General features: G+C 27.0%; 22 protein-coding genes, 4 tRNA genes and 2 pseudogenes. 6 read left to right on the forward strand and 22 right to left on the reverse strand.

Annotated elements, in window-relative coordinates; translation table 11 throughout:
• Positions 1-26: 26 nt before the first annotated feature.
• The 3 genes from HF862_RS02830 to HF862_RS02840 all read right to left on the reverse strand — a co-directional run bounded on the left by HF862_RS02830 (position 27) and on the right by HF862_RS02840 (position 2,948).
• Positions 27-1,496, reverse strand: coding sequence for a tripartite tricarboxylate transporter permease (locus tag HF862_RS02830; protein WP_170186411.1), 1,470 nt, complete (start codon positions 1,494-1,496; stop codon positions 27-29).
• A 10-nt stretch (positions 1,497-1,506) separates the two neighbouring features.
• Positions 1,507-1,956: a tripartite tricarboxylate transporter TctB family protein gene (locus HF862_RS02835; RefSeq protein WP_170186412.1), complete on the reverse strand. Its 450-nt coding sequence runs from the start codon at positions 1,954-1,956 to the stop codon at positions 1,507-1,509.
• Between the two features lie 65 nt (positions 1,957-2,021).
• Positions 2,022-2,948 carry a tripartite tricarboxylate transporter substrate binding protein gene (locus HF862_RS02840; protein WP_170186413.1) on the reverse strand — a complete coding sequence of 309 codons (927 nt, stop codon included), beginning with the start codon at positions 2,946-2,948 and terminating at the stop codon, positions 2,022-2,024.
• Positions 2,949-3,261: 313 nt separating this feature from the next.
• Between HF862_RS02840 and HF862_RS02845 the strand changes: the two genes are divergently transcribed.
• Entirely contained in the window at positions 3,262-4,170 is a 909-nt protein-coding gene (locus HF862_RS02845) for an AEC family transporter (protein ID WP_170186414.1), read from the forward strand.
• An 88-nt stretch (positions 4,171-4,258) separates the two neighbouring features.
• Here the strand turns inward: HF862_RS02845 and kduD are convergent, their stop codons facing one another.
• Genes kduD through HF862_RS02870 form a run of 5 tightly spaced genes read right to left on the reverse strand, consistent with a single transcriptional unit; the run spans position 4,259 to position 8,759 of the window.
• Positions 4,259-5,032 (reverse strand): 2-dehydro-3-deoxy-D-gluconate 5-dehydrogenase KduD, encoded by a 774-nt coding sequence (gene kduD, locus HF862_RS02850; RefSeq protein WP_170186415.1) that lies wholly within the window; start codon positions 5,030-5,032, stop codon positions 4,259-4,261.
• Positions 5,033-5,051: 19 nt separating this feature from the next.
• On the reverse strand, positions 5,052-5,882 hold the full coding sequence (gene kduI, locus HF862_RS02855; protein WP_170186416.1) for a 5-dehydro-4-deoxy-D-glucuronate isomerase: 831 nt from the start codon (positions 5,880-5,882) through the stop codon (positions 5,052-5,054).
• Between the two features lie 53 nt (positions 5,883-5,935).
• Complete coding sequence (locus HF862_RS02860) at positions 5,936-7,243, reverse strand: TRAP transporter large permease (protein WP_170186417.1); 1,308 nt, start codon at positions 7,241-7,243, stop codon at positions 5,936-5,938.
• A 12-nt stretch (positions 7,244-7,255) separates the two neighbouring features.
• The gene (locus tag HF862_RS02865; RefSeq protein ID WP_170186418.1) at positions 7,256-7,723 is read right to left on the reverse strand and encodes a TRAP transporter small permease; all 468 of its coding nucleotides are present in this window, start codon (positions 7,721-7,723) and stop codon (positions 7,256-7,258) included.
• A 25-nt stretch (positions 7,724-7,748) separates the two neighbouring features.
• Positions 7,749-8,759 (reverse strand): TRAP transporter substrate-binding protein, encoded by a 1,011-nt coding sequence (locus HF862_RS02870; protein WP_170186419.1) that lies wholly within the window; start codon positions 8,757-8,759, stop codon positions 7,749-7,751.
• 237 nt (positions 8,760-8,996) lie between these two features.
• Here HF862_RS02870 and HF862_RS02875 point away from each other — a divergent pair, with 237 nt between their 5' ends.
• Entirely contained in the window at positions 8,997-9,767 is a 771-nt protein-coding gene (locus tag HF862_RS02875) for an IclR family transcriptional regulator (protein WP_170186420.1), read from the forward strand.
• 98 nt (positions 9,768-9,865) lie between these two features.
• Positions 9,866-10,558 carry a GntR family transcriptional regulator gene (locus tag HF862_RS02880; RefSeq protein WP_170186421.1) on the forward strand — a complete coding sequence of 231 codons (693 nt, stop codon included), beginning with the start codon at positions 9,866-9,868 and terminating at the stop codon, positions 10,556-10,558.
• A 45-nt stretch (positions 10,559-10,603) separates the two neighbouring features.
• Here the strand turns inward: HF862_RS02880 and HF862_RS02885 are convergent, their stop codons facing one another.
• The 8 genes and pseudogenes from HF862_RS02885 to HF862_RS02935 all read right to left on the reverse strand — a co-directional run bounded on the left by HF862_RS02885 (position 10,604) and on the right by HF862_RS02935 (position 18,559).
• Positions 10,604-11,659, reverse strand: coding sequence for a type I phosphomannose isomerase catalytic subunit (locus HF862_RS02885; protein ID WP_170186422.1), 1,056 nt, complete (start codon positions 11,657-11,659; stop codon positions 10,604-10,606).
• A 22-nt stretch (positions 11,660-11,681) separates the two neighbouring features.
• A pseudogene (locus HF862_RS10000) lies at positions 11,682-12,224 on the reverse strand (glucuronate isomerase).
• A 200-nt stretch (positions 12,225-12,424) separates the two neighbouring features.
• Positions 12,425-12,890 (reverse strand): annotated as a pseudogene (locus HF862_RS10160) (glucuronate isomerase).
• Positions 12,891-13,049: 159 nt separating this feature from the next.
• Positions 13,050-14,120 (reverse strand): mannonate dehydratase, encoded by a 1,071-nt coding sequence (uxuA, locus tag HF862_RS02915; RefSeq protein WP_170186427.1) that lies wholly within the window; start codon positions 14,118-14,120, stop codon positions 13,050-13,052.
• Positions 14,121-14,145: 25 nt separating this feature from the next.
• Complete coding sequence (locus HF862_RS02920) at positions 14,146-15,432, reverse strand: TRAP transporter large permease (RefSeq protein ID WP_170186428.1); 1,287 nt, start codon at positions 15,430-15,432, stop codon at positions 14,146-14,148.
• A complete protein-coding gene (locus tag HF862_RS02925; protein ID WP_027127757.1) occupies positions 15,432-15,917 on the reverse strand; it encodes a TRAP transporter small permease in 486 nt (161 codons plus the stop codon). Before HF862_RS02925 ends, HF862_RS02920 begins: the two co-directional genes overlap by 1 nt.
• A 21-nt stretch (positions 15,918-15,938) precedes the next feature.
• Positions 15,939-16,946, reverse strand: a complete 1,008-nt coding sequence (locus tag HF862_RS02930; RefSeq protein ID WP_170186429.1) for a C4-dicarboxylate TRAP transporter substrate-binding protein — start codon at positions 16,944-16,946, stop codon at positions 15,939-15,941.
• A gap of 17 nt (positions 16,947-16,963) precedes the next feature.
• Positions 16,964-18,559: a mannitol dehydrogenase family protein gene (locus HF862_RS02935; protein ID WP_170186430.1), complete on the reverse strand. Its 1,596-nt coding sequence runs from the start codon at positions 18,557-18,559 to the stop codon at positions 16,964-16,966.
• Between the two features lie 332 nt (positions 18,560-18,891).
• Between HF862_RS02935 and HF862_RS02940 the strand changes: the two genes are divergently transcribed.
• Positions 18,892-19,527 (forward strand): bifunctional 2-keto-4-hydroxyglutarate aldolase/2-keto-3-deoxy-6-phosphogluconate aldolase, encoded by a 636-nt coding sequence (locus HF862_RS02940; RefSeq protein ID WP_170186431.1) that lies wholly within the window; start codon positions 18,892-18,894, stop codon positions 19,525-19,527.
• 15 nt (positions 19,528-19,542) lie between these two features.
• The gene (locus HF862_RS02945) at positions 19,543-20,574 is read left to right on the forward strand and encodes a sugar kinase (protein WP_240934762.1); all 1,032 of its coding nucleotides are present in this window, start codon (positions 19,543-19,545) and stop codon (positions 20,572-20,574) included.
• 68 nt (positions 20,575-20,642) lie between these two features.
• Here HF862_RS02945 and HF862_RS02950 read toward each other — a convergent pair whose 3' ends face one another.
• The 5 genes from HF862_RS02950 to HF862_RS02970 all read right to left on the reverse strand — a co-directional run bounded on the left by HF862_RS02950 (position 20,643) and on the right by HF862_RS02970 (position 21,908).
• Entirely contained in the window at positions 20,643-21,482 is an 840-nt protein-coding gene (locus HF862_RS02950) for a WYL domain-containing protein (RefSeq protein ID WP_027127752.1), read from the reverse strand.
• Between the two features lie 101 nt (positions 21,483-21,583).
• A tRNA-Cys gene (locus tag HF862_RS02955) sits at positions 21,584-21,657 on the reverse strand.
• Between the two features lie 9 nt (positions 21,658-21,666).
• Positions 21,667-21,742 (reverse strand) — tRNA-Phe (locus tag HF862_RS02960).
• A gap of 6 nt (positions 21,743-21,748) precedes the next feature.
• Positions 21,749-21,825: transfer RNA gene (locus HF862_RS02965), tRNA-Asp, on the reverse strand.
• 7 nt (positions 21,826-21,832) lie between these two features.
• Positions 21,833-21,908: transfer RNA gene (locus HF862_RS02970), tRNA-Val, on the reverse strand.
• Positions 21,909-22,084: 176 nt separating this feature from the next.
• On the opposite strand from HF862_RS02970, the gene malQ reads away from it, so the two are divergent.
• Positions 22,085-23,584, forward strand: coding sequence for a 4-alpha-glucanotransferase (gene malQ, locus HF862_RS02975; protein WP_170186433.1), 1,500 nt, complete (start codon positions 22,085-22,087; stop codon positions 23,582-23,584).
• 86 nt (positions 23,585-23,670) lie between these two features.
• On the opposite strand, the gene HF862_RS02980 is transcribed toward malQ, so the two are convergent.
• Positions 23,671-24,540, reverse strand: coding sequence for a patatin family protein (locus tag HF862_RS02980; protein ID WP_170186434.1), 870 nt, complete (start codon positions 24,538-24,540; stop codon positions 23,671-23,673).

Here is a 24,540-nt window from a genome sequence, read left to right on the forward strand (position 1 = left end):
ATTACTCCCTCTATTCTAATCTTTTACTATTTTTTCTGTTTTCTCATTGCTGAATAAGCAGATAATATTGATAATAATAAAAATACTATAGTTATTGGTCTCGTCCATAAAAATGAATATGACCCTTCATACATAAGAACAGCTTTTCTTAAATTTGTTTCTAACATAGGTCCTAAAATTACTGATAATACTATAGGGGAACTAGGCATTTTTATTTTTCCCATAATATATCCTATTATTCCAAAAGCAAAAGTTACTCCTACATCAAATACACTATTATTCATTGAATAAGAACCTATTGATGATAACATTAATATACTAGGAATCATCATTATCTTTGGAATTTCAACTATTCTACTATAAAATTTTATTCCTGCTAATCCTATAACTAATAATAAAATATTTCCTAAAATCATAGAACTAAATAATCCATACACAATTTCAGGATTTTGTTCAAATAATAATGGCCCTGGTGTCAATCCTTGAATTATTAAAGCTCCTAAAAGCACAGCTGCTACTGCATCTCCAGGTACTCCAAGAGTTAATAATGGAACTAAAGCTCCACCTGTTACTCCATTATTTCCTGATTCTGGGGCACAAATTCCCTTTAAATTTCCATTTCCAAATTCTTCATTTTTATTGCTTCTTTTTACTTCATTATAACATACAAAAGCTGCAATATCTGCTCCTGCTCCAGGAATAGCTCCTATAAAAGTTCCTATTATCCCTGATTTTAAAATTGTAGGTGCACATTTCTTAATTTCAGATAAACTCATATATGATCTATCCATCTTAATATTTGTTTTTATTTCTTTTTCATTTATTAGAGCTTCTATTTGATTAAAAACTTCTGATACTGCAAATAATCCTATTAAAACTGGAATAACAGAAAATCCATTCAATAAATCTACTATTCCAAAAGTAAATCTTGGATAACTTGTAATATAATCCATTCCAGCTGTAGAAATTAATAATCCTACAACTCCTGCAGTTATTCCTTTTAAAAAGTTTTCAGCTGATATACTAGCTATTATAGTTAATCCAAATAAGGCTAAAGCAAAATATTCTGGAGCTGAAAATCTTAAAGCAAATTTTGCTAAAACTGGTGAAATCGTAACAAGAGCAACACAACTTATTAATCCTCCACAAGCTGAAGCTATTGTCGAAGCACTCAAAGCTTTAGCTGGATGTCCTTGTTTTACCAATGGATATCCATCAAAACATGTTGCTGCTGAAGCTGGAGTTCCAGGAGTATTTAAAAGTATTGCAGATATAGAGCCTCCATAAATAGCTCCTACATATATACCTACTAACATTATAAGTCCTGTAACTGCATCCATTCCAAAAGTAAATGGTAATAATATAGCAACTCCCATTGTAGCTGTAAGACCTGGTAAAGCTCCTATTATGATTCCTCCACCTACACCTAAAACTAAATATATAAAGTTTCCTATTTGTAAAGCTGTTCCTAATCCTGTTAATAAATTTCCTAACATAATTTTCCTCCTATATTAATATTCCCACTGGTAAAGATACTTTAAACGCATATGTGAATAAAAGATATAGACCTAACGGAAAAATTATTGAATAAACTATCTTTAAAATTAATGAATTCTTTTTTAAAATAGAAATTACTACAAAAGAAAATAAAATTGTTGATGTCAAATAACCAAGTCTTCCTATTAGAAAGATATAAACAGCAAAAACTCCAATAGTTAATAAAGTTGACTTTGGGCTTTGTTCTATTTTTTCTTTTGTTTCTCCTTTTTTATCTTCTATTACCTTAAAAATAAAAATTAAAGCACTTAATATAAATAATATAATTGAAATAACTTTTGGAAAAAAATCAGGTCCTAAACCACTATCACCTATATAACTCATATCAAAATTGCTAGCAGAATAGTATACTATTGCACTAACAATACATAACAAAATAGAAAATATTTTTTCTAACAAAACTTCCTCCTTTTTATTTAAAAAAGGGATTAATGAAAATCCCTTTTTTGACATACATTAATTTCTTAGTTTAAATTATCTATAATTTCTTTTATTACTTTTGTATCATCTTCTATGAATTTTTCGAAATCTTTAGGTCCTAGATATTTTACGCCAAAGTTTGCATTATTCATAAAGTTATTAAAGTCTTCTGATTTTGTAACTTTTTCTATTGCATTATTTAATGTATCAACTATTTCTGGATCTGTTCCTTTTGGCACAGCTATTCCTCTCCAAGTTCCAGAAACTATATCATATCCTAATTCACCTAATGTTGGTATTTCAGGTAAAGTAGCAGATCTTTCTGTAGCCATTAATCCTAATGCTCTAAATTGCCCAGATTTTATTTGTCCAATTGCTTCTCCAGGTCCCATTAAAGTAAAATCAGCATGATTTCCTAATAAAGCTGGAACAACTTCTCCTGCTCCATTATAAGGAATATGATTAAATTTAACTCCTACCTTATTTTCTATTGCTAAAGCATAGAAATTAGGTTTAGCTGTACTTGCAAATTTAACTTTTTCTGGTCTTGCTTTTGCATCATCTAAAATATCTTGGAAAGTTTTATATTTAGAATCTTTTCCAACTAAAACTACTGCTGGGTCCATATTAACTAATGATACTAAGTCAAAATTTTTATATGTTATTGGTGATAACTTCATTAATGGTAAAGATACAATTTCTCTTGTTATCATTGTGATTGTATAACCATCTTTTTTAGATGTAGAACCTGCAGTCATTCCTACTGCCCCTGCTCCACCTGTTCTGTTTACAATTATAACTGGTTGCCCTAATTCTCTTTCTAATAGACTTCCTAATTTTCTTGCTACTGCATCAGTTCCTCCACCTGCTGCAAATGGAACAATTAAGTTGATATTTTTAGTTGGATAATCTTTTCCAAAAGTAAAAATACCTAAAATCATAAATAATAGTGCTACCAATTTTTTCTTCATAACAAATCCTCCTTGTTTTTTCTAAAACATTTTGTTTTTTTTTAGAGATATAAGTTTTTTTTACAATCTCTAAATCACTAATTAATATATTTATACATTATTTTTTATTTTTTATCAATTCTTTTTTTTAAAAAAAATTTCGTATATGAAATTTTTTTACCATTCTCTTAATTCTTTTACTTTTGTAATTTATATTTTTGTACTTTCTTTTTTTATTTAAAATTCCATATATGGAATCTTTTTGCTTTTTTTTACTTTTCTTTTTTCTATTTTATAGATAATATATGATTAAATTATATTTTAGGAGGTTTCTATGGAAAATATTATATTAAAAGTAATTTCTCTTATTTTTATAATCTTTTTTGGATATTTTTTAAAAAAACTTTCTTTTTTTAAAAAAGATGATTATAAATTAATTTCCAAAATAGCAATAAATATAACATTGCCTGCTGCTACTATAATTAGTTTTCAAAGTTTTACTAAAGATAACTCTCTTATTATTTTTATTTTTTTAGGAATTTTTTGTAATCTTTTACTCTTACAAATAGGTTCTTTTATTTCCAAAAATAAAAATAATAAAATAAGGGCTTTATATATGATATCTAGTTCTGGATATAATATGGGTTCTTTTACAATTCCTTTTTTATCTAATATTTTAGGCCCTCTTGGAGTTATTGGTGCTTGTATGTTTGATACTGGTAATGCTCCTTTTTGTATAGGAGGAGCTTATGCTATAACTAATTTACATCTAAAAAACTCTTCAAATCAGAATTTAAAAGAAATTTTAATGAGATTAATTTTTTCACCAGCTTTTTTAATTTATATTATATTAGTTTTTTTATCTTTTAACGATATTAAAATTCCAACTTCTTTTATAAATTTTATAACTCCAATTGGAAGCTCTAATACTTTTTTATCAATGTTAATGATTGGAATGATGTTTGAAATAGAATTTAAAAAAGAATATTTTATTCAATCTCTAAGTATTTTATTTACAAGATATATATTTGCTTCCATTATAGCTTTTATATTTTATAATTTCTTACCTTTCTCATTAGAGATTAGAAAAATAATTACAATTATAATGTTTGCTCCTATCTCAGGACTTAGTCCTATATTTATCGATAAATGTAATGGCAATGTTGGTTTGGCTGGATTTATTAGTTCTATTTCTATTATTATTAGTGTAATTATAATGATTTCTCTACTATTTATTATTTAATTTTATAATTATAATTTTCTAAACAATAAAAAAGACTATAATAATTTAAATTATTATAGTCTTTTCTTGATTATTTATAATTATATTATTATCTAACTAGCCAACCACCATCTACAGCTAATATATGTCCATTTACATAATCTGATGCTCTACTTGCTAAAAATACTACTGTTCCCATTAAATCAAATGGTTCTGCCCATCTATCTGCTGGTATTCTACTTAATATCTCTGCATTTCTTTTTTCATCGGCTCTTATAGGAGCTGTATTAGCTGTTTTTATGTATCCTGGAGCTATTGCATTAACTTGAATATTTTTACAAGCTAGTTCATTAGCAAAAGCTTTTGTTATTCCCGCTACTCCATGTTTACTTGCTGTATACGGTGGAACAAATTTTCCTCCTTGGAATGATAACATTGAAGCTATATTAATTATTTTTCCACTTCCTTGCTCTACCATAACTTTAGCTACATCTTGACTCATATAATACACAGCATTTAAATTTATATTTATTACTGCTTCCCAATCTTCATCTTTATATTCTAATAATGGAGCTCTTCTTATTGTTCCAGCATTATTTACTAGTATATCTATTTTTCCATAAACTTTCATACATTCTTCTACTGATGCTGTTACTTGTTTTCTATCTGTTAAATCAGCTTGATAAAAGTGAATCTTTCTTCCTTCTGCTTCTACTAATTTTCTTGTTTCTTCCCACTCTTTATCATAAGTAACTACAAATAAATCTGCTCCAGCTTTCGCAAAAGCCACTACATATCCTTGACCTAGTCCAGTATTTCCTCCTGTCACTATTGCAACTTTTCCTTTCAAAGAAAAGAAATCCATTGAGAATTCGTTTAACATAATTTCCTCCTAAATAATACTATCTTAAATCTTTCATCTCTATATGATCCATATCTGTAAAAGTTTGATTTTCTCCAACCATTCCCCAGATAAATGTATAACTTGCTGTTCCTACTCCACTATGAATTGACCATGAAGGTGAAATTACAGCTTCTTCTTTTTTCATAACTATATGTCTTGTTTCTGTTGGTTCTCCCATTAAATGAAATATTCTTGTGTCTTCTTCCATATCAAAATAAAAATAAACTTCCATTCTTCTATCATGTGTATGACATGGCATACTATTCCATACAGAACCATCTTCTAACATAGTCATTCCTATAACTAATTGACATGATTGACAAACATCTGGATGTATATATTGGTTTATTGTTCTTTTATTCGATGTTTCAATACTTCCTAATTTTACTTTTCTAGCATCCTCTAATCCTATTTTTACTGTTGGATATTTATGATGAGCTGGAGCTGAGTTTAAATAAAATTTAGCTGGTTTTTCTGGATTTAGAGATTTAAATGTCACTTTTTCTATTCCCATTCCTACATAAATAGCATCTTTATTATTTAAAGTATATTCTTCTCCATCTAATGTAACTACACCTGCTTCTCCAACATTTATAATTCCCATCTCTCTTCTCTCTAAAAAGAAATTAGAACCTAATTCTTTACTTCCTTCTAATTTTATTTCTTCTGTTGTTGGACAAACTCCCCCAACAATTATTCTATCATAATGCGAATAAACTAATTTTATATTATTTGTTGTAAATAAATCTTGTATTAAATATTCTTCTCTAAGTCTTGTTGTGTCATATGACTTAGCATCTTTATTACTTGATGCATAACGAATTTCCATATAATCCTCCTAATTTAATCTTGACTATATAATATTATTTTATCATATATATACTATTTTATCAAACCTAAAAGTTGTGGTAAGAATAATGAGAATGAAGGTACAAAAGTTACTATAAATAAAATAACTATCGTTACCGCATAAAATGGTAATAACCACTTAAATACTTCTTCTATTGTAACTCCTCCAACTTTACAACCTGTAAACAATATTGGTCCTACTGGTGGAGTAATTGTTCCTATACATAAGTTGAATACTAACATTATTCCAAAATGAACTGGTGTCATTCCAAAACTTTGAACTATTGGTAAAAATATTGGTGTAAATATCAATACTGCTGGAGTTGGATCCATAAAAGTACCGACTATCAATAATAATATATTCATTATTATCAAAATAATTATTTTACTATCTGTTATTCCCAAAAGAATTTCAGCTATTTTTTGTGGAATATGAGCAAAAGCCATTACCCAAGACATTATAGAAGATACTCCTATCATAAAAATAACTATAGCTGTCATCTGAGCTGAACTTAAAAATATTTTTGGTAAATCACTCATTTTCATTTCTTTATAAATAAAAGATAAAAATAGTGAATATACAACAGCAATAGCTGAGCCTTCTGTAGCTGTAAATATTCCTTTTAATATTCCGCCTATTACTATTACTATTAATAATAAACTTGGAATAGCATCTAATACTGTTTTTATTATTATTTTTTTATTTACATCAGTTTCAGATTTATAATTTAATTTTTTTGCCATAATAGCTGCTACTATCATTACACCTATTCCCCAAAGTATTCCTGGTATATAACCTGCTATAAATAAAGCTGATACTGATACACTTCCAGCAACTGTTGAATATACAATTAGAGTGTTACTTGGTGGTATTAACATTCCTGTTGGAGCAGAAGATATATTTACTGCTGCACTAAATTTTCTATCATATCCTTCTTTTTCTTCTATTGGAGAAATTGTTCCTCCGACTGCTGCTGCAGCTGCAACTCCTGAACCACTAATAGCTCCAAATAGCATATTAGCTACAACATTGGCTTGTGCTAAAGGTCCATAAAATTTTCTTCCAAATAATTTAGCACAATTTATAAGTCTTATAGCTATTCCACCTGTATTCATTATATTTCCTGCTAGTATAAAAAAGGGAATAGCCAATAATGAGAAAGAATTTGTTCCTATAAATACTCTTTGAGCAGATGTTATCATAGCTCCATCAAAAGGTAAAATTAATAGCATAGCCATGGTAGAAGATAAACCTATACTAATACTAATAGGAACCCCTAAAGCTAAAAATATTGCTAATGATATAAATATTATTAATCCTACTTGTACTGCTAAATCCATATATTTCTCCTTTTAATCTTTTTTAGCAATTTTTGTTATATTCAAAATTGCATAAAATATTATAAATATCCCACTTATTGGAATAGCAGAATAAACAACACCCATTGGTATTTGTAATGCTGCATCTAATTGTCCCATTTGTCTTAGAGAACTAAAATATCCTCCATAAATCATAACAGTTATAACAAAAATTGTTATAATTATTTCTTGAATAATATCTATTATTTTTCTAATTGGTGGAGAAGCAAGATCTCTAACAAAAGATATTTGCATATGTTCTCTTTTTCCAAATACATAAGCTGAACCATACATTACTAACCATACAAAAAGATATTGAGATGTTTGCTCTGTTACTATACTCGGATTGTTAAAAAAGTATCTTGTTATAACTTGCCATGTTACTAGAAGAGTCATTACACCCATTATTACTATACAAAATTTTTCAATAATCTTGTCTAAAATATTTTTTATTTTTTCCATAAGTCTACTCCTTATAAGAACTTAATTATTGTGCTAATGCTCTTACGTCTGAGTATATTTTTTTAGTCATTTCTGATCTATTTGCTACTTCTTCTTGTAAAGGTTTAACTCTTTCTTGGAATGGTTTTATATCTACTTCTATAAATTTAGCTCCATTTTCTACTGCTACTTTTTTAGCTACTTCTACGTTTTCATTCCATACTTCAAATTCATTTTCAATAGTTTGTTTCATTAAATCATCAAATATTTTTCTATTTTCTGGAGACATTCCATTATATAATTTTTCATTGATAATGATTAAATCTGGAACCATTAAATGATTAGTATAAGAGAAATATGGTGCTATTTCATAATGTTTTAAATCAACATAAGTAACTTCATTGTTTTCTCCACCTTCAATAACTCCTTGTTGAACTGCTGTATAAACTTCTCCTTGTCCCATAGGAGTTCCTATTCCTCCCATATAGTCTACCATTTTTTTCATTGTATCAGATTGCATTACTCTAAATTTATATCCTTTTAAATCTTCTGGTTTTGTCATTGGTTTATCTGTGTATAAACATCTTCCTCCAGCTGTAAAAGCTCCGATTACTTCAAAACCACTTGATTTTACTGATTCAAATAATGGATCTAATACATCTGATAAAAATACTTTCTTTTGATGTTCTAAACTATCATATAAATATGGTAATCCTATTACAGCAAAATCAGAATTGAAACTTTCAACTACTGGATTTCCTACTACAGACATTTGAATGACTCCATTTTGTACTAACTCTGCTGTTGCTCTTTGATCTCCTAATAATTCATTAGGTGAAATTTCTAATTTGTATGCTCCTTTCGTTTGCTCCTCTAATTGTTTACTAAACTCTTCTAAAGCTTTATATTGTGGATGATTTTCAGATTGGTTAAAAGCAACTTTCAAAACTTGAGTTTTTACTACTTCTTCTTTACCTGCTACCTTTTCTTTATCTCCAGAACAACCCATTAACATCCCCATAGTTAATAAACTTCCAATAAATAATACTTTTTTCATATTAATCCTCCCTATTTTTTATTAGTCCGTATTTAAGAACTAGTTCGTATTTAAGTATATTTATTATATACTATATTTTTTAAATAGTGTCAAGGATTTTTTTATATTTTTTGTATTTTTTATAAAATTATTTTCGAAATAAATACATATTATATATATTTTATATTTTTAAGTAGCTTTTTTTTTATTTTTCTGGTATTATTTTAATTAGAAAAATTTTAGAAAGTAGGAAAAAATATGGAAAATATTCATAAGCCAACTGAAAGAGTAATAAATATTTTAAACATAATTGCTAAAAATTCAGGAAAATTAACATTTTCAAATATTTCAAAATTATTAGTCATACCTAAAAGTACTCTTTCTCCTATATTAAAAACTCTCACAGAACTAGAAGTAATTATTTTAGACCCCAGTTCTCAAACATACTCTATTGGTTTATCAAGTTTCCAAATAGGTCAAGCTTATTTAGAAAATAAAAGTGGTTTAAATATTATAAAATCACATATGAGAATTATTTCTGAAAAATGTAACGAAACTTGTCAATTGGGAATTAATCATAATCATGAAGTTCTTTATCTAACAAAAGTAGAATCATCTCATCCGATAAAGCTTCTTTCTTCTATTGGACACAATTTACCTTTATATTGTACTGCTTTAGGAAGAGTTTTTTTAATGGATTATTCTGAGTCAGCTATTAGAAATTTATACTTAAAAGGTTTAGAAAAATTTACTCAAAATACTGTTGACAATATAGACGACTTAATCAATATTATTAATATATCTAAAAAAAATCAATTTGCATCTGAATTTGGCGAGGTCACTTCTGATGCTTGTTGTATTGCGGTTCCTATCTATATCAATAATAATATTAGAGGAGCAATTGGAGTTAGTTTATCTACTATAAGAGCTACTGAAGAACATATTACTAATATAAAACTTTTATTAAAAGAACATTCTTCTTTAATAACTAAAGAATTTGAAGAATTAAATATAAAAAGTATTGTATAATTTTAATTATTTTTTTATTTGTATTCTAGTATTATTATGATATAATTATACTATCTTAAATATAAATTCCAAGTTTATTGGCGAATCGAGGAGAAAAAATGAAATTAGATAATGTAATTAAAAATAAAAATGAAAATAGTCGTCAATATGCCTATAGAGTAATAAAAGAAAATATTATGGTTTTAAATATTGAACCTGGTGAATGTATTAGCGAAATTGAGTTAGGAAACCTTCTAAATATTAGTAGGACTCCTATAAGGGAAGCTCTTGTTAGATTAACTGAAGAAAAATTAATTGATGTTTTTCCACAAAAAGGTTCTTTTGTCTCTAAAATAGATTTGAAGTTAGTAGAAGAAGCTTTATTTTTAAGAGATTTATGTGAAAAAAAACTTTTAACTATGGCTTGCGAGGATAAAATTCCAGAGCCATTATTAAAATCATTAGAAAAAAATCTAGCTTATCAAAAAATCATCATTGATTTCGATGAAAATTTACATAAATTTTTTGATCTTGATAATGAATTCCATTCTATTATATTTGAATACTATGGTAAATCTAATGTTTGGAAAAGTATAAAGAGATTGGCAACACATTTTGATAGATTAAGACTTATTGATGCTTTACAGATTTCAAATGCTACAAAAACTTTTGAACAACACCAAGAAATAGTAAATATCATTAAGTACAAAAAAACAGATATTATTGACCCTTTTGTTTCAGAGCATTTATCTAAATTTAAACATGTTATTTCTACATATTTGAAAAAATATCCCCATTATTTTTTAAAATAAAAAATAGCAGATTAATTAAAGTAAAATCTGCTATTTTTGTATTTTTTATTTTACATTTGGTCCTTTTATTAATAAAATATTTAACTTTTCTCCCAATATATTAAATTCTTTATTTGCTGGAATAAATATTTGTACATTTTTTTCTAATTTTATTTCCTGTAAATCATCTTCTATTTTTCCTATTCCTGAAATAACATATAAGCATGTATAAGTTTCATTTTTTTCTATTTTTATTTTATTATTTATCATTAATCTCATTAAAGAAAAACATGAAGTATCTTTATAAGTTATTATTTCATTAACTTTTCTACCATCTTCAAAAGAAATTTCCGTTTCTTTCATTTGAAAATTATTTCTTATCTCTTTTTCAGAATAATCAATAAAATCAAAACATTCAAACATTCTTTCAAATCCTAATCCTTGATGACACATTTTATCATCTATTACAAATCCAGAAGGAGTTGTTTTTTCAACTCTAATTGTATAATCAGTTGGTTCTTGAACTTCTAAAATAAGGCATCCTGCTCCAATTGCATGTGGAACCCCTCCCTTTACTAAATACGTTTCTCCTTTTTTTACTTCAATTTTATTTAAACAATTTAACATTGCATTTAAATCTTGTTCTATAAAGTATTCTTTAAATTTTTCTTTTGATATTCCTTCCTTAAAACCTAAATAAATATAACTTTTCTCTTCTCTTGTATCTAATATATGCCATGATTCTGTTTTTCCAAATTTACTATTAAATAATTCTTTTGCTTTTTGATTATTTGGATGAACTTGAATAGTTAATCTTTCTTCACTATCAATCAATTTTACTAGAACTCCTAAATTTACTCCCCATTTTTGTATATGTTTTTCTCCCAAAACTTTAGGATTTTCTTTGATAAAGTCTACAAATAATTTATTCTCATTTTTTAAATATGATAATCCTTCTACTATATCTTCTCTTCCAGAATTTCTAGCTATTGTTGTAGAAAACATCCATTCTTCTGGATAATGACTATCACTTGAATTTTCTTTTTTATGTAAAATATCTAATAACTTCCCGCCTGTGTAAGTTCTCCAAGCTCTTTCTCCTGTTAATTCTTTTATTTGCATAATTTTCTCCTTTATTTTAATCTTATATTTCATTTATCATTGACTTTAATATTTCTTCATCATCTGGAATTTCTCCTTCTTCAACTAATTCTCCTATTAAATTACATAAAATTCTTCTAAAATATTTATGTTTTGTAATAGATAATATACTTCTCGAATCTGTTAACATTCCAATAAATCTCCTTAAAAGTTCAAAATTAGCTAAAGTATTTATTTGCTCTTCTATCTCTTTTTTTGATCTAAAAAACGCCATTCAGATCCAAATTGCATTTTTCAAGTACCGTTCATCTGATTGAAAATTTCCTATCATAGATGCTAAAACTTCATTTTCTTTTAGATTTATACAATAAAGAATTGTTTTTGGTAATTCATTATTTTTACCCAATTCATTTAATAAAGTAGATAATTCTCTAGCATAATTATAATCTCCTATAGAATCCATTCCAATATCTGTTCCAAGTTTATTACACATTCTAGTGTTATTATTTCTCATTGCCTCAATATGAATTTGTATTCCTAAATTATATTTTTTATATCCTCTATCTAACTCAAATAATAATATAATTTTTTATATTTTTATTTTCCAAGAAAGAATTTCCTTTCTCTGTATAAATCTCTTCAATTTCATCATTAGATACTAGTAAAAAAACGGTTCTTCCATCTTAAATCCATTATTAAACATCTATTTTATACAAAAAAATATATCCTTTCTTTTAAAGTTTCTATTAATTTTTTTTAATATCAATTTTTTTATTAGTAATTTTTCTATCCATTCAATATAATCATTTCTTCTATTGTAAATGCTTTATCTGATCTAAAAATTAGGAAAATTTTTATTTTATAGTCTTTATCATAAGATAAAATTTTACAATATTCTAAAGTATCTACAAGCTCATCTATTGTACACAATACTTTTATATTCATTTTTTTATTAAATTTCTGGTTGAATATTCTTCTTTTTTAACAACATATTTATTTTTTTCAATAACTGAAACATTTTTTTCATTTAAAATATCATCTCTCTGCAATTCTAAATGACAACGATAATATAAAGTGTTTCCATAACAATATTCCATTGTTCTAACAAAAGCTAAAAATTTTCATAATCATTTATATTATCGGTTATATATTTTTTATTGACTCTCATAACCCTCCATTTTATATGATCATTTAACCAAATCTCTGTAATATTTTTATACTTTTTATTCTCTACTATGTCTCCTGTACTCAAACATTTGTAATAATCAAAAATAGGTATATTTTTAGCATATTTTTAATAAAGTTTTTTTACTTAATATCATTTTTTAATAAAAATTCTTCTGTTATAAACATATTTTTTATTTCATCAAATTATAGAAAAGGGTATTCTTAAAGAATACCCTTTATCTCATTATTTATATTTTTCTAAAGTATCCCAAATTCCTAAAAGATACATAACACCTAAAGCTCTATCATATAAACCATATCCTGGTCTACAATTTTTTTCTTCACCCCATAAATGTCTTCCATGATCTGGTCTAATATATCCTTTAAAATTAATATCATGATACGCTTTCACTACTTCAACTATGTCTACATTACCATCACATGCTCTATGAGAACTCTCTATAAAATCACCATTTTCAAATACTTTTACATTTCTTATATGAGCAAAATGAATTCTATCACCAAATCTTTTTATAAGTTTAGGTATATCATTTTTTAAATTTGGACCTAAAGAACCACTACATAATGTTAAACCATTATATGGACTATCTACTAATTTTAAAACTTTTTCTATATGTTCTTCATCTCTTACTATTCTAGGAAGTCCAAATATTGGCCAAGGTGGATCATCAGGATGAACTGCCATTTTCACTCCCACCTCTTCACATACAGGAATTATTCTTTCTAAAAAATACTTAAAATTCTCTGTTAATTTCTCTTCTGTAACATCTTTATACTCTTCAAATAGTTCATTTAATCTAGAAAGTCTTTCTGGTTCCCATCCAGGCATTGTTTTATTTCCTGCTCCCTCTAAAATTCTTCTAGTTACTTCTTGAGGTGTAACATCTGATACTAAATTTTTTTGATAAAAAAGTGCATTTGAACCATCTGGTAATTTTTTATATAAGTCTGTTCTTGTCCAATCGAATACTGGCATAAAATTATAACATATAACTTTCACTCCAACTTTAGCCAATTTTTTTATAGTATCTATATATATATCTATATATTTGTCTCTTGTTGGCTTACCAATTTTTATATCATCATGAACATTTACACTTTCTACTACATCTGCATTAAAACCTTTTGACTTTATATAATCTGTAACCTCTTTTATTCTTTCAAATTCCCATTCTTCTCCAGCCACTTTATCATGTAATGACCAGACAATTGAAGTTACCCCTGGAATTTGCTTAATATGATCTAATGTTATTTCATCATTATTTTGACCATACCATCTCCATGACATTTGCATATTAAATACCCCTCTTTTTCTATTCTTATCCTGCTACTCCATAAACTAAATTTGGTAAATATAATACTGCTCCTGGGAAAAATATCATAAATACTACAACTAATAATACAGCTATATAAAATGGCCATCCATATTTAACTGTTTCTTCTACTGAACATTCCATTATATCTGAAACTGTATATAATGCTGTTCCTACTGGTGGAGTCATTACTCCAAATGTTACACAAGTCATCATTATCATTCCAAAAACTACTGGATCTACTCCTACATTTTGCATAACTGGTAATAATATTGGTGTTAAAATCAATGCAATTACAGTAGTTTCCATAAACATTCCACAAGCCAGTAAAAATAAAACAACTAAAACTAATAAAATTGTAGAATTTGAAGAAATTCCAGCTAATGATTCTGCCAATCTTATAGTAATATTATCATAAACTACTCCATATCCAAAAGTTCCAGAAAATGCTAATATAATTGTTATTACTGTAATATCTTTTACACTATCTTTTACTGTTTGCATAAAAGTTTTCATATTTAATTCTTTATATATAAATATCCCTACAAATAAAGCATAAGCAACAGCAAATGACCCAGATTCTGTTGGACTCATTACTCCAAATCTTATTAAAGCAATTAATAAAATTGGAAATATCAAAGCCCATATACTTACAATAAAAGTTTTTAAAATTTCACTAAGGCTAGCTCTTTTTTCTCTCTCAGGTTTATATCCAAATTTACGAGCTGATATAGAACAAGCTATCATTAAAAGAATCATCATTAAAATTCCTGGTACCCAACCAGCCATAAATAATCTTCCTATAGATACTTCTCCTACTGTACCATATATTATTAATCCCATACTAGGTGGAATTGTAGCAACTATTAAACCTGATAAACCATTTATAGCTGCACTCCAACCTCTAGCATATCCTAATCTTGTCATCTCAGGTCCTAGTATTCTCGATTCCATAGCTGCATCAGCTACTGCAGAACCAGAAACTCCTCCCATAAGAGTACTCAATACACATGATACTTGACCTAAATTTCCCCACATATGTCCTGTACAGACATCAGCTAACTTCATAAGTCTATTTGTTATCCCACTACTATTCATTAAATTTCCAGCAAATATAAATAATGGAATAGCTAACATTGTAAAAGATTGACTTGTTGAAATCGATTTTTGTACTAACACAGACATTGGAAGATCCCTAACTAAGAAAAATGTTAATCCTGATAGTCCTATTGAAAATGCAACAGGCATTCCTAAAAATAAAAATACTAAAAACACTGGTATTGCAAATTCCATTAATTATTTTCACCCCACTTATCGCTAGAAATTTTTATACTTTCTTTTAATCTAATAGCTGTAGATATTATCATTAATACTGCTCCTACAGGAACAGAAGCCGTAACCCAAGCATAACTTATTCCTAAAGTTGTAATTGTTCTTTTAGCACCCGTTATTGCCATTACATATCCATATTTTACCAATATTAGTAAAAAACAGATTATTATACATTTAAATATAATATCTAAATATTTTTGAAATAATTTAGGAAAATATTTAGTTAATACCTCAATTCCTATTAACTTAGTATTTCTTATCGCTAAATCACTTCCTAAAAATATCATCCAAGCAAAAGCAACTAAAGCAGCATCTTGAGCCCAGTTTATAGGATATCCTACTGTTCTAAAAATTGCTGAACTAAAAACTAAGAAAAATATTCCTATAAGTAATATACTAGCTATTAAACTTTCTAATTTACAAAATTTATTGTATAACTTTAACAACTTATCTTGCCTCCTAAAATTCTAATTTTTTCCTATTTCTTCATATATTTTTTTACGTAAATCTGTGTATTTTAATGCATCATAAGCCTTTTCTACAGATTTTTTAAATGCTTCTTTGTCTACTTTTACAATTTTCATTCCATTATCTACTAAAGTTTTTTCCATCTCAGCTTGCATAGATTCTATTTTTTTACCATTATTATAAGCAGTTTCATTTGCTGTTTCTAATAATATTGTTTTATACTCTTCTGGTAATTTACTAAACCATCCTTCTCCTGTTACTAAACAATTTAATAAATTAATATGCTCTGTTTTATTAACAACTTTACAAACTTCATAAATATGTGAACTTACTGCTGATGTATACTGAACTTCACAACCATCTATAGATTTTGTTTGAATACCATTATAAACTTCACTCCATGCAATATTATAAGGTGTCACTCCCATGGCTTTCATACTTTCTACATAAGGAGCTGCTCCTGGAGTTCTAACTACAATCCCTTTTAAATCAGCTGGTACTTTTGCTTCTTTATGTCCCATAAAAGAACGTGCTCCATCATAATAATTAAATGTTAAGACTCTCAAATTATGTTCTGTTAATTCATTTAACCATCCTTTAAATGTTTCTGTTTCCATTACTTTTAACGCTTCATCATAATTATCTACAAAATATGCCATATTAAATATTCCTATTTCTGGAACATAGTCTGACATACGTCCTGCATCAGTCAATACTGCTACATTTATTCCTTGTACTGCTTGATCTATTATATCTTCTTCTACTCCTAATGAACTAGATGGATAAACTGTTATTTTTAATCCTCCGCTTGTTTTCTCATCAACTTCTTTTGCTAATTCTTGTAATCCTTGAACTATAACTGAAGATTCTGCTTGAGTAGTAGAAATTTTTAGCTCATAAACTTTCTTTTCTTCAGCTTTTGAACCAGCCTCCTTATTTCCACCACATGCTACTAATCCTCCTAATAACATACAAAATAATGCCCCTTTAATCATTCTCCCTTTCATATTTCTCCTCCTAATTTTTATATATATTTTTTTAGTGTATTAATTACTGCATTTTTTCCATTCAACATTTCTACAAAATATTTTTCAACTTTATCTGCTATTCCTATTTTTTCTAAATCAACTCCAAAAATAATTTTATTTTTTAAAATTTCTTTTAATTGTCCTTGATATGAAGTTATATTTCCATATTCTATACCCCTCATTTTCTCTTTCAGCATTTCTAACATTGGATCTGAACTAATACTTCTTTCATTTCCTTCATCATCTATTCCCATTAGGTATCTAAACCATCCTGCATATACTAAAGGAATGTATTTTATATTTTCTATTTTTAATTCATCATTCGCTAAATATGCTTTTAAAGTTTCTCCAAATCTTATACCTACTTTTTGAGAAGTATCTGTTGCTATTCTTTCTGGTTGATCTGGAATAAATGGATTAGCAAATCTTTCATTTATAACCTCATCTATAAATTTTTTAGGATCTAAAATTTTTGGATCATCTACAACTTTCAATGCTTCATCATAACCTATTTTTTTTATCAATTTGTTTAATAAAGGATCTGATACAGCTTCATAAATAGTTTTTTTATTTAATAAACACCCAAATATAGCTAATGTTGTGTGTAATGGATTTAAGCAAGTAGTTACTTTCATTCTTTCTGTTTTTTCTACTATTTCTCTATTCGTTATATAAACTCCTGCTTCTGCCTCTTCCAATAATGGTCTTCCATTTGGAAACTTATCCTCTACAACAAAATATTCTGCTGTCTCTGAATTTACAAAAGCTGAAGTATATGTATTCTTATTAGTAACTATTATATCCATATTTTCAAACCCTAATTTCTCTAAATACTCTTTTACAACTTGGGCTGGTCTAGGAGTAATTTTATCTATCATTGATATAGGATAACTTACTTTTTTTTCATCTGTTAAATAGTCCAGAAATTCTTTTTCAAGATATCCATTATTTACCCAAAAAGTAGCTATATTTAAAACAGCTTCTCTAATTTTATCTCCATTTCCAGAACAATTATCCATACTAACTAGAGCTATTGGTTCTCTATTATTTTTAAATCTTTTATATAACAAATAAGTTATTATACTCATAATATGTTTTGATTTTTCAGGTAAATTTTGTATATCTTCTTTGACTATATCAAAAAATTCCCCATTTGGATCTTTTAAATTATAACCTTTTTCTGTAATTGTAAAACTTATTATTTGTAAACTTGGAGAAGTTACGATTTTCACCAAGTCATCTCTATTCTCTTTAACCTTCAAAGATTCAATAACGCTTCCTATAATTTCTGGTAAAAATTTTCCATCTTTAGATAGTACAACTGAAACAGATAAATTATCAAAAGGTCTATATACCTTATCAATTATTTCCTCATCAAAACTCTCAGCTACTATTATCCCTGTATTTTCTTTTCCATTATTTAATAAATTTTCTTGCATTTTAGCTACATAAGCTCTAAAAATATTTCCCCCTCCAAAATGTAACCACTTTGGTGTTTTTAGAGTATTTTCTCTTATTTTTTTTATATCATATAAAGGTATTTTTATATTATTAGAAGCCATTGTTTCTAATTCATTTAGAGATAACTTCATTTTATCCTCCTTTTTTTATTTTATACTTGTATACTAGAATTATATAATAACAAAATTATATTGTCAATACTTTTTTATTTTTTTCTTAAAAAAAAACAAAACAAAATAAAACAATACATTTTATATATAAAATTTATTTAAATACTAAATTTTTATATATGAAACTTTTTTTATTTTTTATTCTTTCTCTAAATCTTTATAAAAAATAAATTTATTTTTTTTGTTCCATTATTTTTTTCTTATATGAAACTTTTTTTTTATTTTATTATTGTTTTTTTATAAATTATAAGTTATAAATTTATTATAAAATAAAATGTCTAGAGGTGAGGTAATTGTTAAAAAAGCATGAAACTATTGAAAAAATTATAAATACTGGTATAGTAGCCGTTGTAAGAAGTGAAAGTATTGAAGAAGGAATAAGAATTTCTAAAGCTTGTGTTCAAGGGGGAATTCCTGCTATTGAAGTTACATACACTGTTCCTGGAGCTACAGAAGTTATCAAAGCTCTAAAAAATGAATTTTCTCCTTCTGAATTAATAGTTGGAGCTGGAACTGTATTAGATGCTACTACAGCAAGAATAGCTATTTTAGCTGGAGCTGAATATATTGTTTCTCCTGGATTTGATTTAGAAACTGCTAAATTATGTAATTTATATCAAATTCCATATATGCCTGGTTGTATGACTATAACTGAAATGACAAAAGCTATGGAATATGGTTGTGATATTATCAAGTTATTCCCTGGAAGTGCTTTTGGTCCTTCATTTGTAAAAGCTGTTAAAGCTCCATTACCTCAAGTTAATATTATGCCTACAGGAGGAGTTAGTCTTGATAATATAGAAGAATGGTTCAAAAATGGTGTCGTAGCTGTAGGTGCTGGAGGAAAATTAGCTTCTGGAACTAGTGAATCTATAATAGAAACTGCTAAAGCATTTGTTAATAAAATAAAAGAAATTAGAAATAAATAATTAATGGAGGAGATTATGTTTAATTTTTCTGAAAAAAAATTTGATGTTATTTCTTGTGGAGAGATAATAATGAGATTATCTCCTGCAATTGGAAAAATTCTAATTCAAGATGGTCCTTTAGATAGAAATCTTGGTGGAGCTGAACTTAATGTAGTTACGGGGATATCTACTCTTGGAGGAAAAACAAGTTTCCTTTCTAAAATACCTGACCATGATTTAGGGATGTATGCTAAAAGATGTATAGATTTAAGTGGGATAAATTCTGAATATTTAGTGTATGATTCATCCAAAAATAAAAGATTAGCTCTTTATTATTACGAGTATGGGGCTTCTCCTAGAAAACCTAGTGTAGTTTATGATAGAAATGATTCATCATTTCAATTTTTGCATTCTAATGAAATAAATTCAGAAGTGTATTCTTCTACAAAAGTTTTTCATACTAGTGGTATTTCTCTAGGACTTTGTGAAAACTCTAAAACTTTAGTTAAAGACCTTATTAAGAATTTTAAAAAAGGTGGAGCATTAATTTCTTTTGATGTAAATTTTAGAAGAAATCTTTGGGGAGATGAAGAAAATGCAAGAAAGGAAATAGTAACTATTTTACCTGAAATAGATATTCTTTTCGCTTCTGAAGAGACATTAAGAAAAATGTTTAAACAAACAGGAACAATGGAAGAAATTATGAAAAATTTTGCTAAAGATAATAATATTTCTCTTCTAATTTCAACACAAAGAACTGTAAATTCACCAAAATCTCATAATTTTACATCTATAATTTATAGTGCTATTGAAGATAAATTTTACTCAGAAAAATCTTATGATAATATTGAAATCGTAGATAGAATCGGAAGTGGTGACGCTTATGTAGCTGGAGCTCTTTATGGTTTAACTACTTTTGATTGTCCTTTAAAAGCATTAAAGTACGGAAATGCTTTAGGAAGTTTAAAAAATACTCTTTTAGGAGATGTGGTAGCTTTTTCTAAAAATACAGTTGATTCTATTATAAAAGACCACGAAGAAGGTTCTAGTTCAGAAATGAACAGATAATTTCTCCAACTCATTATTAAACCATAAAAAACAGGAGTCTAAATTTAGACTCCTGTTTCCCTTTTATATTAATAATTTTTTAACGCTTCTAAAAAATCTTGTTTCATCTCTTCTCTAAGTTCGATGGGTTCTAATATTATTGCTTCTTTTGAAAATTGTCTAAAATAAAGTTTAGCATTTTCATTAGAAGCCTCAAATACATAGATATCTCCCTCTTTTTCTACAAATCTTGGTCTATAATTTGTTAATCCTTTTAAAAGTTTTTGTCCCTCTTCCGACAATCTAACTTTTATAAAATTTCCATTTCCTAAAAATGGGTCAAATTTTTTTCTAACATTTTCTATATACTTTTTATCTTTTCCTTTTATTTTTTCTTCCAATATAGAAATAACTTCTAAATCCTTTAATTTATAATTATAATATTTCTTTTCTGTATCACAATAACAGAAAAGATAATTTTCATCTCCTTGTTCATCTCTTTTTATAAAATAAGGTTCAACAGTTGTTAATTTAGAACCATATTTCAATTTTAATTTTTTCTTTTCTTTTATAGCTTCTAATATTTTTTTTACTGTTTCTTGAAAAACAAAAAGTTCTCTTATATATTTAAACTTAGAACAATATTTTTCAAATAATTCTCTAAAAAATTCAGCTTCTACATCAACACCATTATCTTTTAAAACATCATAATAAATCTCTCTATTAGCTACATTTAAATCAAATTGAATTATTTTTTTTAGAGGTCTACCTTGACTTTCTAATTCTTTTTCTACATCTATTTCTTTTTTATATTTTAATTGTTCTAAAATATAATTACATAACTTATTGTTATTTATTCCAAATTCCTCTATATCATTTTTCATCATACGCCAAATATCTTCTGGTACAGTAACTCTTATTTTTTTCACAATAAGTCCTCCATATAATCTATTTTCTCTTAAAATCTATTATATCATAAATAAATAAAAAATAAATAAAAAAAACTGTCAAAAGACAGTTAATTTTCATTTGGAGGCGACGACCAGATTCGAACTGGTGGTGGAGATTTTGCAGACCTCTGCCTTACCACTTGGCGACATCGCCTTTTATTTATGGTGGCCAGAGGCGGAATCGAACCACCGACACGGGGATTTTCAGTCCCCTGCTCTACCGACTGAGCTATCTGGCCATAAAATGGCGGGAGTGACGAGACTCGAACTCGCGACCCCTAACGTGACAGGCTAGTGCTCTAACCAACTGAGCTACACCCCCATTTTAATGGTGGTCACAATAGGACTTGAACCTATGACCCCCTGCTTGTAAGGCAGGTGCTCTCCCAACTGAGCTATGCGACCCACATGTATAAGTATACTAGATTTTATATATTTTTGCAAGTTTTTTTTTATTTTTTTTATTTTTTCTCTGTTTTTTCTTTATTTTCAATATTTAAATAAAAAAAAGAGGAAAATAAATTTTTTTATAGTATAATTATAATGTACTAATACTACTTATAAAATGAAAGGAGAATATTATGAATAGAGCTAGTGGTATTCTTCTTCATATTTCATCTCTCCCTAACAAATATGGGATTGGAAGTTTTGGAGAAGAAGTTATTAAATTTTGTGACTTTTTAAAAGATATGGGAATAAAATATTGGCAAACTTTACCTTTTGGCACAACAGATAGTTTTGGTTCTCCATACAAAAGTTTTTCTGCTTTTGCTGGAAATCCATTATTTATTAATCTTCCAACACTATATAAAAAAGGATTAATTACAGAAGAAGAACTTAGAGAAAATGAATATAGTGACCTTTATGTAGTAAACTTTGAATGGTTAAATGAAACAAGAATGAAAACTCTAAAAAAAGCATATTCAAGAATAGATGAAAATTATAAAAAAGAAATCTTAAAATTTTCTAAGTTACATAAAAATTGGTTATATGATTTTTCTCTTTATATGGCAATTAGAGAAAAAAATAATAATAAAGATTGGTATCAATGGGGAGATAAAAAATTAAAATTTCATGATAAAGATGCTATAAAAAAATTTAGGGAAGAAAATCTTTCTGAAGTTTTATTTTATGAATTTTTACAATATGAGTTTTATACTCAATGGGAAAAAATAAAAAAAATAATAAATGAAAAAGGTATAAAAATAATAGGAGATGTTCCTATATATGTATCTTATGAAAGCTCAGATGTTTGGGGAAATTCTCATCTCTTTGACCTCATAGAAGATGGTAGTCCTAGATTTATTTCAGGAGTTCCACCTGATTATTTTTCAGAAGATGGGCAAAAATGGGGAAATCCACTATATAATTGGAAATCAATAAAAAAAGGTAGATATAGTTGGTGGATAAAAAGATTGGAACACTCTCTTTCTATATTTGATATAATTAGAATTGACCACTTTAGAGGTTTCTCAGCTTATTGGTCTATACCTGCTGAAAGTGAAACTGCAAAAGATGGAAGTTGGATAGATGGACCAGGAATAGATTTTTTCAATGCTATTTTAAAAAAGATAGATAAAAATTGTATAATAGCAGAAGATTTAGGAGATATAGATGAAAAAACTAGAAATCTTTTAAAAGAAACTGATTTCCCTGGAATGAGAGTAATACAATTTGGCTTTTCTGGAGATAACAGTATTCATCTCCCTCATAATTATGATAAAAATGTAATTGCTTATTCAGGCACTCATGATAATAATACAATTTTAGGTTGGCTATGGGAAGCAACACCTGAAGAAAGAAATTTAGTCTTGAATTATTGTGATTTCAAAGGTGGAGATAATTGGAAATTTGGTGGATTTCATAGTGAATCTTGTAGAGCCGTTATTAAAACTTTATGGAGAAGTTCTGCCAATATAGTTATTTTACCTATACAAGATTTATGCGGATTTGGGGCTGATACTAGAATGAATAAACCTGGTAGAGCCCAAGGAAATTGGTTTTATAGAATTACAGAAGAACAACTAAATAGTATTGATAAAGAGTTTATAAAAAATCTTAATAAAATATTTTATAGATAACTCTATTGAGAACTTTTGATTATTAAAAGGAACTATTGAAAATTATTATATTTTACACAATAGTTCCTTTTATTTATATTCTTTTATTATTTTTGATATTCATTTATAGAAATTTTAAAAAACTTTTCAAATTTTTCCTTTAAAAATATTTCTCCATCTTTAACTCCCTCTTCATAAACATCCATTAACTTATCGGGATTTTTTTCAAATCTATCAATTTTTAAAGGCATCTTAGGAGCTATTACAATAGCTTTTCCCTCTTTTTCATATTTTTCAATCTTTTGTTGATTTTCTTTATATATCACATGATGACGTTCCATAAGTGAGGTAAGTTTTGGAAACTCTCTCAATCTTAATTTTATTAATGGAAGACATTTTAATTTAGGTTTATTATATTTTCTATCTCTTGTTAAAACTACAATAACTTTATCACATCCATCTTCAAATGCTTTATCAATTGGTATAGGAGTAGTAAGTCCTCCATCTAAATACAATTCTCCTTTATATTCCACAGGATGCGAAATCAAAGGTATTGATGAAGAAGCCTTAAGAACTTCTGCCCCATTTTTTAAATCTTCCTTTCCAAAAAATTCTTCTTTACCTGTATTTATGTTAGTTACTCCAGCTTTAAATTCACATTTATTTTCAAAAAAACTATCATAATCAAATTTATCTAGTTCATTAGGTACTATTTCATATAAAAATTCCATTCCAAATAAAGAACCTGTAGTTATCAAATTATAAAAACTTAAATATCTTTTATCTTGGATATAATTTTTATTTATTCTCATATTTCTACCATATTGTCTTGAAATATAAGAAACACCATGAGAAGCTCCTGCTGAAACTCCTATTACATAATCACTCATAAATTTATATTTTAAAAAACTATCAAGAACTCCTGTAGTATAGCATCCACGAAGTCCTCCACCTTCTAATACAATCCCTATTTTCAT

Source organism: Fusobacterium sp. FSA-380-WT-3A (genome assembly GCF_012843705.1).
GTDB lineage: Bacteria > Fusobacteriota > Fusobacteriia > Fusobacteriales > Fusobacteriaceae > Fusobacterium_B.